The sequence below is a fragment of the Thioalkalivibrio sp. AKL9 genome, assembly GCF_000377825.1.
GTDB classification, from domain to species: domain Bacteria; phylum Pseudomonadota; class Gammaproteobacteria; order Ectothiorhodospirales; family Ectothiorhodospiraceae; genus Thioalkalivibrio; species Thioalkalivibrio versutus.
Genome location: NZ_KB905106.1, coordinates 111,501 through 123,064, shown reverse-complemented (window position 1 = coordinate 123,064; position 11,564 = coordinate 111,501). Strand labels below are relative to the sequence as shown.

Below are 11,564 nucleotides of genomic sequence, written 5' to 3'. Positions count from 1 at the left end.
ATTAGCACTGGGCCGTTTCGGCGGTTTCCGGGCAGTCGTGCTGTACCAGGCGATCGTCGTCCAGCCATTCCATGATGCCGTCGGTCACGTTATAGACGTTCTCGTAGCCAAGGCCGTCGGCCAAAGCGCGGGCGAGGGCACCGGTGCGGTTGCCCACGCGGCAGATCAGTACGACTTCCTCGTCGGGCTTGGCCAGATTGGTGAACTGCTCGCCAAAGGTCGGGTTGAGCTCGCCATTCTCGTCGAAGGCGGTAATGCGATGGCTGCCCTCGATCACGCCGGTCTCCGCCCATTCGTCCGGCCGGCGGATGTCGACGATGGTTGCGCCCTCGCGGATCTTCTCGGCCAGGCCTTCGTTGTCCAGCCCGCTAAACGGTGCGCGTTCGATGTCGAGGATCTCGACCTCGAAGCGCAGGGTCGCGTTGGACGGGATGATGTTGCCGGCCCCGCGTTCGCCATAGCCGAGTTCCGGCGGGATGACGATTTCGCGCTTGCCGCCTTCGCGCATGCCCATCACGCCCTGTTCGAAGCCCGGGATCACCTGGCCCGCCCCCAGCGTGAGCGCAAATGGCGCGCCGGACTCGCGGCTGGAATCGAACACGCTCCCGTCTTCGTCCAGCGTCCCGGTGTAATGCAGGATGGCCGTGTCATGGCGCACGATCCCGGGCCCTTCGCCGGCTTCGATTTCGTGGATTTCGATGGATGCTTCCGACTCTGCACTGGCAATGCCGCCTGCGAGCATTGAGCCGATCAGCGCCGCTGTAAATATAATAAATCCGGAATATGCGGAACGACAAAACTTGATCTTCATTATGTAGCATCCGTTAATATTTAAAATTATTAATAAATTATTGGTATCAGCAAGTTGCGATGTCCAGTGGGGCGCTATTCTACACCACATGTCAGTGATCGAATACAGGCGTTATGTAGAAGTTTCTGGATCTTGTAAAAAATCCCCATTTTTTATTGCAGGCTTTGAAGGCGTTTGCTACAACTCCAAGTGGCTGTCCCAGGGAGAGAGGGGCAGTACATGAGATTTTGTTCCGAGAACAAGCCGGAGGCAGGCAAATGACTGACCACAAGAACGATGGTTCCGAGATGGACCGCAAGTCCGAAGAAGAAACCCGGGAAACCGAACAGCTGACCGAGACGGGCGCGGCCCGTCGCGGGTTCCTGGGTCGCCTGGGCAAGGGCGGTGCCGCCCTGGCCGTGATGGGTCTGGGCGCGGAAACCGCCATGCAGACCATGTTCCAGCGCAGCACTCTGTCCAGCGCCGTGGCCGCCGGCATCGAGGGCTTCCACGTGGATGGCAAGGTGGACGGCTTCATCTGGCTGAATGACCGCCCGATCAACGGTGAACTGCCGCCGCACCTGCTGCACGACGAAGTGACCCCGTTCCCCAATATGTTCATCCGCAACAACGGCGTTCCTCCGGAGAAGGCCGGGATCGACGCATCCGCATGGACCCTGACGGTCCACGGCGAAGCGGCGAACGAGGAGAAGTCCTACACCATCGCGGACCTCAAGGAGAAGTTCGAGCACCACACCCTGCAAATCTGGATCGAGTGTGGTGGCAACGGGCGTGCCGCGTTCGAGCCGTCCCCGCGCGGGAACCAGTGGGATCTGGGTGCGGTTGGCTGCCCGACCTGGACGGGTGTGCGTCTGCGCGACGTGCTGGAAGACGTCGGTTACGACGCCGACAAGGCCGAGTACATTGGCTTCAAGGCCGGTGACGCGCACCTAAGCGGCCGTGATGATCTGGATGCGCTGTCGCGTGGCTGCCCCATGCGCAAGGCCGTGGAAGACGAGACCCTCATTGTCTGGGCGATGAATGGCGAAGACATCCCGGAACAGCACGGCTATCCGCTGCGCCTGATCACCCCGGGCTTCCCGGGTTCCGCCAGCGGCAAGTGGCTGACCGAGATCCTCGTCCGTGATCGCGAGCATGACGGTCAGGGCATGACCGGCCACAGCTATCGCGTACCGCGTCATCCGGTGGAGCCGGGTGCCGACGTGCCGAACGAGGACATGGTCGTCCTCGAGGAAATGCCGGTGAAGTCCCTGATCACCTATCCGCAGACCGGTGCCGAGACCTCCGTTGGCAGCACGCTGAAGGTTGCGGGCAAGGCCTGGGATGGCTATGGCGATGTCGAGGAGCTTCATGTGTCGACCGATTTCGGGGTGACCTGGCAAAAGGCCGACCTGAAGCGTCCGGTGAACAAGTTTGCATGGCAGACCTGGGAGGCGGACATCGAGTTCTCCGAACCCGGTTTCCATCAGGTGTGGGCCGTGGCCACCAACAGCAAGGGCGATCGTCAGCCGATGGTGCTGCCGGGCTGGAACCCGCGGGGCTACGGCAACAACAAGGCCCACCACATTGATGTCCGAGTCAAAGCCTAAGGAGCCCTAATGAAGTCGAAGATGGTCCTGTTGTTGCCGGCCATCCTCGGCCTCCTCTGGGTGGTGCCCGCGACCGCGGGCGACCACGTCGAGGCCGCCGAGGAATACGAGACCGATTCGGAAACCGGGCTGATCAAGGCGCCGGGATTCGATACGGTCAAGAACAATTGCACGGTATGTCACTCGGCCCGGTTGTTCACCAGCCGTGGGTACACGCGCAAGATCTGGCTGGAACAGATCCGCTGGATGCAGGACACGCAGGGGCTCTGGGAGTTTTCCCCCGAAGTGGAGGAAGAGATCCTGGACTACCTGGAAACCTTCTACCCACCGAATTGATCGTGACACGGTGAATACAAAACGCCCCGGGTTTTCCCGGGGCGTTTTTTTGTGTGCTCTGTGCAGGGCTGGGCGCCGTTGCCCGCGGCGCCCAGCTTCTTTATTCCCGGCCTGCGTGCGTGATGGCCCAGCAGCGATGGGGCGGGGGCGGGCGGCGGTAGTCTTCGTCCAGGGTCTCGCGGGTGATGTCGCGGGCCTCGAGTCCGGTCAGGGCCTCGTGGTCCAGTTCGAAACGGCGACGGTTGGTGGAGAAGTAGAGCACCCCATCCGGGGTGAGCAGGCGCGCGGCCAGGAGGATCAGGTGGGCATGGTCGCGCTGCACCTCGAAGTCGTCCTCGGTGCGCTTGGAGTTGGAGAAGGTGGGCGGGTCCAGGAAGATCCGCTCGAACACCATGCCGGGGGTGTCCGTGGCCCCTTCCAGCCAGTGGATCACGTCCTCGCGCAGCAGGGCGTGGGTGCCGGGCTGGCGCCGGCTGCGGCCATCGCGGATCTCCGCCTCCAGGCCGTTGGCGCGGAAGTTGTCCTCGGCCCACTCCAGGTAGGTGTTGGACAGATCGACTGATACGGTCTGGCGTGCGCCGCCCACTGCGGCATGCACGCTGACCGCGGCGGTGTAGCAGAACAGATTCAGCAGGCGCAGGCCACGGCATTCCTGTTGCAGGCGCAGTCGCATCGGCCGGTGGTCCAGGAACAGCCCGCTGTCGAGGTAGGCATCCAGGTCGACCCACAGGCGGCAGCCGTGCTCGTGCACCGGAAACGGAGCGGGCTGGGCGGTCTCCGCGCGCTGGTACTGCGAGCGTCCCTTCTGTGCCCGGCGCTGCTTGTAATGCAGGTGGGCGGGCTCGATGCCGGTAACCTCCAGCATCGCGGCCAGTGCCCCGCGCAGGCGCGCCTCGGCGCGTGCGGGATCGACGCTGGCGGGCGCGGCAAACTCCTGCACATGCAGGTGAACCGTGCCGTCCTCGGCCTCGTAGCGGTCGATCTGCAGGGGGTATTCGGCCAGGTCGGCGTCGTAGATGCGATAGCAGGTGATCTCCTGGCGCCGCGCCCAGCGGGCCAGGTGACGCAGGTTCTTCTGCAGGCGGTTGGCGAAATCTGGCGCCGGGGCCGCGGCCGGCTCGTCGCGCCGATGGATCTCGAACTGCAGCAGGTGGCAGGCAAGGGTGCCGTTGTAGAAGCGGTGCTTGTGGCTGGCGCGCAGGCCCAGGCGTTGCGAGTCGGTGGTGTCCGCCACCAGCAGGGCGACATGCCAGCCGCCGAAGGCGCTGCGCAGGCGCTCGCCCAGCAGACTGTAGAGCTTGATCAGTTCCGGGGTGTTGCCGATGCGCTCGCCGTAGGGTGGGTTGCTGACCAGCATGCCGTGGTCGGCCGGGGGCTCCAGGGTCAGGGCATCGGCCTGCTCGAAGCGCGTGCAGTCGCGCACGCCGGCGGCCTGGGCCGCCTTGCGGGCGGCGGCCACCGCCCCCCGGTCGCGGTCGCTGCCCAGCAGCGGCGGGCCCTGCCAGGGGCGCACCGCGTCACGCGCCTCGGCCACGCAGCGGTCCCAGAGCCCGGCGTCGTGGCCGGACCAGCCGTGGGGGCGGAAACCCTCGCGCAGCAGGCCGGGGGCGGTATGGGTGGCCATCAGGGCGGCCTCGATCACCAGCGTGCCGCTGCCGCAGAAGGGGTCGAGGAACTGCGCGTCGGGATGGGTCTCCAGGTGTTCCGGCCAGCCAGCACGCATCAGCAGCGCGGCAGCGAGGTTCTCGCGTAGCGGGGCCTCGCCGCCGCTGCCGCGATAGCCGCGACGGTGCAGGCCACCGTTGCCGAGGTCCAGGCTGATCTGGGCCTGTCGGCCCTGCAGTTGCAGCAGCACGCGCACGTCCGGATCGGCGGCGTCCACGTCGGGGCGTTCGCCGGTGGCGTCGCGGAAGGCGTCGGCGATGCCATCCTTCACGCGCACCCCGGCGAAATGGGTATGCCCGATGTGCGAACTCTTGCCGGTTACGTCCACCGCAAAGGTGGCTTCGAGCCCGAACAGGGCGGGCCAGTCCAGGGCCCGGCTGGCGACGTAGCAGGCATCGCCGTCGGGTTCGTCGAAGCGTACCAGCGGCAGAAGGATGCGGCTGGCCACGCGGCTGCCGAGCAGGCAGCGGTACAGCGTGGCGAGATCCGCGTGAAAGTGGATGCCGGCGCGGTCTTCGCGCAGGTCCAGGGCACCGAATCCCTCCAGCTCGCGAGCGACCAGCGGGGCGAGCCCGCCGGCGGCCGTGGCCAGATACTCGCGGCGGTCGGCCGTCGGGTCGAAGGGGGCAATCGGTTCGCCGGAGGGAGACTCGGTCATCGTGGGCTCGGGCTGGCTGGGAAGCCCGACATTCTGGCACAACCGGGTGCCGTGCCGGAGCGGGACTGGAGACTCGCGGCGTTCAGCGCAGCAGGCGCCGGCGGATCAGGTAGGTGGCCAGGATGATGGCGCTCCCGCCGTAGGCGGTAATCACGGCCAGGTGCGGCAGCCAGGCCGCGGGCCAGGTGCCGGTCATCAGCGGACGCACGATCTCCAGTACATGCGCCAGTGGTAGTGCCAGGGCCAGGCCCTGCACCCAGCCGGGCAGTTCGGTCAGCGGAAAGAACACCCCGGACAGCAGCAACATCGGCGTGACGGCCAGGGTGAAGTAGTAGAGGAAAAAGTCGTAGCTGCGCGCCAGGGCGGTAATGACCAGGGCCAGCGCGCCGAAGGTGAACGCGGCGAGGAAGATCACCGGCAGCGCCAGTAGCGCGCGGGCATCGGCCACCAGCCCCAGCACGCTGGCGACGATCAGGATGGTGATGGCGCTGATCAGGCCCTTGGTCGCGGCCCAGACGGCCTCGGCGAAGACGATGTCGTCCAGCGTGAGCGGGGTGGCAAGCATGCCCAGCCAGGTGTTCTGTTCCGCCATGCGGGTGTAGGCGGAATACATACCCTCGAAGCTGGCAGTGAACATCGCGGAGGAGCAGATGATGCCCGAGGCGATGAACACCATGTAGCGCATGCCGTCGAGATCGCCCACCAGGCTGCCGAAGCCGTAGCCAAAGGCCAGCAGGTACAGGATCGGCTCGCCGAAATTGCCCAGCATCGACGGCACGATCAGCTTGCGCCAGACCAGAAGGTTGCGCCGCCAGACGGCGACGAAGCGCAGGCTGGGGCGGGGCAGGATGGGGTGGTCGCCGGACATGGGCTCAGTCCCTCAGCTCGTGGCCGGTGAGTTTCAGGAAGACGTCTTCCAGATCCGCCTCGCGCAGGGTGGGCTCGTGGCCGAGCGTGCGCAGGCGCTCGCGCAGGCGGTCCGGCTCGGCGGTGTAGACCAGCCAGGTGTCCGCTACCTGGTGGGCCCGGTCCTTCGGGCCCAGTTCGCGCTGCAGGACCTCCCCGGCGTCCGCACCGCCGACGGTCAGCACCCAGGGCTCGATGTGTTCGGCGATCAGCCGGCTCGGGGCATCACAGGCGATGATGCGGCCGTGGTCGATGATCGCGATGCGGTCGCACAGCTCCTCGGCCTCTTCCATGTAGTGGGTGGTCAGCACGAGGGTGACGCCCGAGGCGCGCAGCGCCCGAAGCTGGCGCCACAGATGATGCCGGGCCTGCGGGTCGAGACCGGTGGTGGGCTCGTCCAGCACCACCACCTCGGGTTCGTTGATCAGCGCACGGGCCAGGGTCAGGCGCCGCTTCATGCCGCCGGACAGGGCATTGATGCGCGCGCCGCGCTTGTCGTTCAGGTTGACCTGCCCCAGTAGCCGGTCGATGCGCGACTCCACCTCCGGCCCGGCCATCCCGAAATAGGCGGCGTAGGTGCGCATGTTCTCGATCACCGTGAAGTCGGGATCGAGGGTGTCGAACTGGGGCACGATGCCGAGGCGTTCGCGCACGGCGCGTTCGCCCTCCGGCATGGGCAGGCCCAGGACCTCGACCTGCCCGCCGTCGATCGGCGTCATGCCCAGCAGCATGCGCAGGGTGGTGGTCTTGCCAGCACCGTTGGGACCCAGCAGGCCGAAGAACTCGCCGGGGGCAATCTCCAGATCCACGCCGTCCACGACGGCAACGCCGTCGTACGCCTTGTACAGCTGCTGGATGCGAATGGCGGACACGGCGAAACTCGGGACGAATGGAGAGTGCCTACCATACCGGTTCGCGGCAGTGCCCCCAATGCCCCGGTGCGGCACCATGAAAAAGGCCCGGATCTCTCGATCCGGGCCTTCCCGTGGATGGATTGCGAGCCGGGGCTATGGCTTGCTGTAGGTATAGCCTTGGTGCTGCAGCCAGGAGATGTGCGCCACGCCGCTGGGGATCACGTCGTCCTCGGAGGCGTCGAAGAGTTCTTCGAGGGCGATATTGCGTCCGCGCAGGGTGTTCGCACAGACCTGGAACTCCACGTTCTGCATCTTCAGGTTCTCGATGCGGCCGCGCAGATTCTCGTTGGTGTTGGCAGTTTGCAGCAGCCCGAGGCCGTCCCCGTGCATCACCACCTTGATCTCCATGTTGTCGGCGCCCACGGCGTTGATATGGTTCTGGATGTTGCCCATCGCGGCCATGTAGCGCCGCTCGTCGTCGTAGTTCACGTGGTAGATCACTTTGTGCGTGCCATAGTCGAAGTCGCTCGCGGCCGCCAGGCCGGGGACGCCGAGCACCATGGCGAGCAGGGCGGGAAGGAGCAGTTTCATTGCGTTCATTGCACAGGTTCCTCCTGAAACAACAACGAACCCGGGCGGGTTTGAGGTGCGCCACGGGGCCTTGCGCCGGGGTTGGCGCGCTGCGATCGGGGACTTCGCGGTGAAGGCGATCGACAGGTATGAATAAGACGCATCAGCCATGCGCCTATTCCCGTCTGCAGCGCCACAAAAAGGGTCATGTGTCGTGTGGGGCGGGTTTGCGAGTGGAGTCTAGTTGCACAAAGAAAAGGGCCCGGGAAGACCCGGGCCCGAAGCGACGACCGGGAGATGGCGGTCGCCGCGGTGCTTGCCGCAGGGGTATTACGGACGCACGTAGGTGTAGCCCTGCTGCTGCAGGTGCGACAGGTGGGCCACGCCGCTCGGGATGATGTCGTCCTCGGAGGCGTCGTAGAGATCGTTTGCGACATCGATGTTCCGGCCAACGACGGTGTTGTTGCACACCTGGAAGTCCACGTCCTGCATCTTCAGCTGATCGACGAAGGCCTTCAGGTCCTCGTTCGATTTGGCGTGCTGCAGCAGGCTGAGCCCGTTGCCGTGCATCACGACCTTGATGCTCATGCGGTCGGCGCCCACGGCGTTGATGTGGTTCTGGATGTTCCGCATCGCGCCGATCTGCCGCTGTTCGTTGTCGTGGTTCACGTGATAGACGACTTTCTGTTCGGAGTAGCCGTTGTCGGCGAGGGCGGCACCCGGCAGGGCGAATACGGCGGCCGCCATGGCCAGCGGAAGGATGAAGCGTTTTTTCATGATCGGGCTCCTGCGTTTGTTCCCGTGTTTTGTTTTCGATACGCCCGGGGCGTATGCCGCGTTGCAATCAGAGACCGGATCCAGGCGGCGTCCATGCCTCTGGTGTCCGGTTATTGGGTAAGACGGGAACCGTTGGCGATTATTCCGATAAAATACAAGATAAGCATTTGATATAAATTCGAAAATTAGAATATTAGCGTGAGCTTTTTTGGTGCATGCCCCAGGTTGCATGCACGGCCAGGGTGAGCAGGACCAAGCCGCCGGCCAGTAGCGTGAGGGTGCCGGGGGCCTCGGCCAGGAACAGCCAGACCCAGAGCGTGCCGAACACCGCCTCCAGCACCAGGAACAGGGCCACCTCGCCGGCCGGCAGAAAGCGGGTCGACAGGGCGATCAGGGTCAGCGCCAGGGGGAGCTGGAGGAGGCCCATGATCGCCAGGACCGCGAGGCTGTCGAGCCCGACCGCGAGTGGCGTCGCCAGCGGCCATGCGATCAGCGCGGCCAGCATCCCGCCCGCCGCGATCACGGCCAGACGGTCCACCCGGGGCGAGCGGCGCAGCAGGGTCAGGTTGATGCCGACCACCAGGGCCGCCAGCAGCGCCAGGGCGTCGCCCAGCCAGCCCCCGGCCTCCAGCGAGCCGGCCAACACCCCGCCGATCCCGCCGATAGCGATCAGCATGGCGATCCAGGTCCGCAGCGGCACCCATTCGCGCAGTAGCAGTCCGGAGAACACGGCCGCGAACAGCGGCGAGGCCGCCAGGATGACCACCACGTTGGCGACCGTGGTGTGCAGGATGGCGAGCACGAACAGGATGGTGGTCGCCGCGAACCCGGCCGCGACCCAGCCGGCATCGCGCCCGCCCAGTCGCAGGTGGGTCCAGGCCCAGCGCCCGTCGAGGATCCGCAGCAGCAGGGTCAGGGCGAGGGCCATCAGCAACCCGCGCCAGAAGACGATATCCATGCCCTGGGTGTCGGCCAGGCGCACCAGCAGTCCGTCGAAGCTGAGCGCCATCACGCCGGTGAAGGCGAGCAGGGAGCCGTGCAGGTGTTCGCGTTGCATGATCCGGTTCACCCTCCATGTGCCGCTTTTCCAGCGGGGTTGTTACAGTGCGTGGGTACCGTTTTCGGAGTGCCGTATGTCCGCATCCCAGATCCCGCCCGAACTGCAGCCGATCGGGGCCATTGGCCTCGGCATCATGGGGGCACCCATGAATCGCAACCTCCTCGCCGCCGGGGCCGACGTCCAGGTCTGGGCGCGCCGGCCGGAGACGGCGGAAGCACTCGCGCAGGATGGGGCGCAGCCATGCACGAGCCTCCCGGAGCTGGTTCGCGGCGTGCGGGTGCTGGTGCTGAATGTCTCCGATACGCCGGATGTCGAGGCGCTGATGCTGGGGCCGGATGGGGTCCTGGAGCATGCCCGTCCCGGACTGGTCGTGATTGATCACAGCACCATCGACCCGATGCGTACCCGCGCCATCGCCCGCGCGGCCGCCGAACGCGAGGTGACCTTCGTGGATGCCCCGGTTTCGGGCGGGGAGCCGGGCGCGCGGGCCGGGACCCTGAGCCTGATGGTGGGCGGGCCGGTCGATGTTGTCGAGAGGCTGCGACCGATCTTCGAGGTGGTGGGCTCCACCCTGACTCACGTGGGCGACAGCGGTGCGGGGCAGATCGCCAAGGCCTGCAACCAGCTGGTGGTGGGCGAGACCCTGGTCGCGATCGGGGAGGCGTTTGCGTTGGCCGAACAGACCGGGGTGGACCCGGCACGCATGCGCGAGGCGTTAATGGGAGGCTTTGCCGGTTCGAGCATCCTGGAGGTACACGGCCAGCGGCTACTGGATGGCGACTTCGAGCCCGGTTTCCAGACCGGGCTCTACCACAAGGATCTGGGCATTGTGGCCGGGCTGGGCGAGGAGGTGGGGCTGAGCCTTGACGGACTCAAGCCGGTGCGACGCGCGGTGGACGAGGCGTTGGAGGCCGGGCAGGCCGATCACGATGTGGCCATCCTGGCGCGTTTTTGCCTTCACGCCCGTGACGATCAAGGGCGTTAAAGGCGGTTCTTCGCGTCGCGGGTTAGCCGAACAGGCGCCAGAGGATGTAGAGCACCGAGAACACCAGGCCGAATACGATCCCGGCCCAGGACAGGGCGCGCATGCCGCGCCCTGGTCGGTGTTGCTCCGGCATGTCCGGTGACATCACCACCTTGAAGGTGATCCAGGCCAGTACTGGGGCGGACAGGAACGACAGCAGCGTGGCGAAATCGACCAGGCGGGTGAAGTGTTCCCCGGCCTGCGAAATCAGCAGCACGGCGCCGCTGGCGACCACCAGCAGCGCGATCCGGTAGCCCCACCAGTCCAGGCCTCGTTCGCCTTTGCGCGAGGGATCCATGGTCTGTGGTGCGTGGCCGTCCTCGCGCAGGGTGCGGATGATCGCCACGATCACACGGGGGTAGGCATCGGTGACGGCCAGGGTGGTCGAGAACATTGTGGTCAGGGCGGCCACGGCGATCAGGGTGCGGCTCCATTCGCCCAGACTATGGGCATACAGGTCTACCAGCTGAGCGGAGAAGGCGGCCGCCCCCGGGGCAAAGCCGCTCCCGCTGCCATACATCAGCACCGCGCCCAGCAGCATGAACGCGAGGGCAATCACCACCGCGCCCAGGTAGCCCAGGCGGAAGTCGAAGATCGCCTCGCGTACCGTCGGGGCGTGGCCCGTCTGGCGGGCGCGCTCCTGGGTCCAGATCGAATGCCAGGCGGCCACATCGAGCGGGATCGGCATCCATCCCAGAAGGGCCAGCACGAACGCGAAGCCGGCCAGGGTCCAGAGGCTCGACCACTCTTGCGCGCCGGACAGGGTGACCAGGTCCGGAGCCTCGCGGAAGGCGAGTGCCACGGCGGCCACGGTGGAGACGCTGAGCGCCGCCATGATGATCTTCATGCCCAGGTCGAGCCCGCGGTAGGCGCCGATCATCAGGAACGTAATGCATGCGGCCAGCACCAGGGCCGAGACCAGGGTGACCGACAGATCCAGGTCAAAGACCAGTGTGACCAGCCCGGCGGTGGTCAGCGTGACCACTGCCTGGATGGTAAACAGGGTACCCACGGTCACCGCGATGTAGAGCCCGAGTGCCCAGTTGCCGAGCCGGTGGTAGCCGGTCAGCAGGTGATGTCCAGTGGCGGCCGCGTAGCGCGGGCCGAACTCCAGGAATGGATACTTGAACAGGCAGGCCAGCAGCACGATCGGGATCAGCAGCAGCCCGTATTCGGCCCCGCCCCGGGTGGCCTGGACCAGATGCGAGACGCCCACTGCCGCTCCGGCCATCAGCAGGCCTGGTCCGATGGCTGCGCGCAGGGAGGCGCGGGTGGAAGCATTCATGGGCCTGGGTCCGGGGGTAAGGGTGTGGG

General features: G+C 66.1%; 11 protein-coding genes. 3 read left to right on the top strand and 8 right to left on the bottom strand.

From position 1 onward, the window contains the following. Window position 1: 1 nt before the first annotated feature. Window positions 2–742: an FKBP-type peptidyl-prolyl cis-trans isomerase gene (locus tag D573_RS0105495; RefSeq protein WP_018937862.1), complete on the bottom strand. Its 741-nt coding sequence runs from the start codon at window positions 740–742 to the stop codon at window positions 2–4. 326 nt (window positions 743–1,068) lie between these two features. On the opposite strand from D573_RS0105495, the gene D573_RS0105490 reads away from it, so the two are divergent. Further along, the gene (locus D573_RS0105490) at window positions 1,069–2,400 is read left to right on the top strand and encodes a sulfite oxidase (protein ID WP_018937861.1); all 1,332 of its coding nucleotides are present in this window, start codon (window positions 1,069–1,071) and stop codon (window positions 2,398–2,400) included. A gap of 9 nt (window positions 2,401–2,409) precedes the next feature. After that, entirely contained in the window at window positions 2,410–2,736 is a 327-nt protein-coding gene (locus tag D573_RS0105485) for a hypothetical protein (protein WP_018937860.1), read from the top strand. A gap of 100 nt (window positions 2,737–2,836) precedes the next feature. On the opposite strand, the gene rlmKL is transcribed toward D573_RS0105485, so the two are convergent. From rlmKL to D573_RS0105455, 6 genes are all read right to left on the bottom strand, one after another. Then, window positions 2,837–5,059: a bifunctional 23S rRNA (guanine(2069)-N(7))-methyltransferase RlmK/23S rRNA (guanine(2445)-N(2))-methyltransferase RlmL gene (gene rlmKL, locus D573_RS0105480; RefSeq protein ID WP_018937859.1), complete on the bottom strand. Its 2,223-nt coding sequence runs from the start codon at window positions 5,057–5,059 to the stop codon at window positions 2,837–2,839. A gap of 82 nt (window positions 5,060–5,141) precedes the next feature. After that, window positions 5,142–5,927 carry an ABC transporter permease gene (locus tag D573_RS0105475; protein ID WP_018168568.1) on the bottom strand — a complete coding sequence of 262 codons (786 nt, stop codon included), beginning with the start codon at window positions 5,925–5,927 and terminating at the stop codon, window positions 5,142–5,144. 4 nt (window positions 5,928–5,931) lie between these two features. Next, window positions 5,932–6,837 carry an ABC transporter ATP-binding protein gene (locus D573_RS0105470; RefSeq protein ID WP_018937858.1) on the bottom strand — a complete coding sequence of 302 codons (906 nt, stop codon included), beginning with the start codon at window positions 6,835–6,837 and terminating at the stop codon, window positions 5,932–5,934. Between the two features lie 135 nt (window positions 6,838–6,972). Then, window positions 6,973–7,419: a DsrE family protein gene (locus D573_RS0105465; protein ID WP_018937857.1), complete on the bottom strand. Its 447-nt coding sequence runs from the start codon at window positions 7,417–7,419 to the stop codon at window positions 6,973–6,975. A 300-nt stretch (window positions 7,420–7,719) separates the two neighbouring features. Continuing rightward, window positions 7,720–8,166, bottom strand: coding sequence for a DsrE family protein (locus tag D573_RS0105460; protein WP_018937856.1), 447 nt, complete (start codon window positions 8,164–8,166; stop codon window positions 7,720–7,722). Between the two features lie 193 nt (window positions 8,167–8,359). Further along, entirely contained in the window at window positions 8,360–9,223 is an 864-nt protein-coding gene (locus D573_RS0105455) for a DMT family transporter (RefSeq protein WP_018937855.1), read from the bottom strand. A 76-nt stretch (window positions 9,224–9,299) separates the two neighbouring features. Here D573_RS0105455 and D573_RS0105450 point away from each other — a divergent pair, with 76 nt between their 5' ends. Continuing rightward, a complete protein-coding gene (locus D573_RS0105450) occupies window positions 9,300–10,211 on the top strand; it encodes an NAD(P)-dependent oxidoreductase (RefSeq protein WP_018937854.1) in 912 nt (303 codons plus the stop codon). Window positions 10,212–10,233: 22 nt separating this feature from the next. On the opposite strand, the gene D573_RS0105445 is transcribed toward D573_RS0105450, so the two are convergent. Next, entirely contained in the window at window positions 10,234–11,535 is a 1,302-nt protein-coding gene (locus D573_RS0105445) for an NRAMP family divalent metal transporter (RefSeq protein ID WP_018937853.1), read from the bottom strand. Window positions 11,536–11,564 lie beyond the last annotated feature (29 nt).

What these genes read in the sequence shown, in the direction of transcription:
- D573_RS0105465 (WP_018937857.1), bottom strand. Translation starts at nt 7,419, where the DNA reads ATGAACGCAATGAAACTGCTCCTTCCCGCCCTGCTCGCCATGGTGCTC.
- D573_RS0105495 (WP_018937862.1), bottom strand. Translation starts at nt 742, where the DNA reads ATGCTCGCAGGCGGCATTGCCAGTGCAGAGTCGGAAGCATCCATCGAA.
- rlmKL (WP_018937859.1), bottom strand. Translation starts at nt 5,059, where the DNA reads ATGACCGAGTCTCCCTCCGGCGAACCGATTGCCCCCTTCGACCCGACG.
- D573_RS0105475 (WP_018168568.1), bottom strand. Translation starts at nt 5,927, where the DNA reads ATGTCCGGCGACCACCCCATCCTGCCCCGCCCCAGCCTGCGCTTCGTC.
- D573_RS0105445 (WP_018937853.1), bottom strand. Translation starts at nt 11,535, where the DNA reads ATGAATGCTTCCACCCGCGCCTCCCTGCGCGCAGCCATCGGACCAGGC.
- D573_RS0105460 (WP_018937856.1), bottom strand. Translation starts at nt 8,166, where the DNA reads ATGAAAAAACGCTTCATCCTTCCGCTGGCCATGGCGGCCGCCGTATTC.
- D573_RS0105485 (WP_018937860.1), top strand. Translation starts at nt 2,410, where the DNA reads ATGAAGTCGAAGATGGTCCTGTTGTTGCCGGCCATCCTCGGCCTCCTC.
- D573_RS0105455 (WP_018937855.1), bottom strand. Translation starts at nt 9,223, where the DNA reads ATGCAACGCGAACACCTGCACGGCTCCCTGCTCGCCTTCACCGGCGTG.
- D573_RS0105450 (WP_018937854.1), top strand. Translation starts at nt 9,300, where the DNA reads ATGTCCGCATCCCAGATCCCGCCCGAACTGCAGCCGATCGGGGCCATT.
- D573_RS0105490 (WP_018937861.1), top strand. Translation starts at nt 1,069, where the DNA reads ATGACTGACCACAAGAACGATGGTTCCGAGATGGACCGCAAGTCCGAA.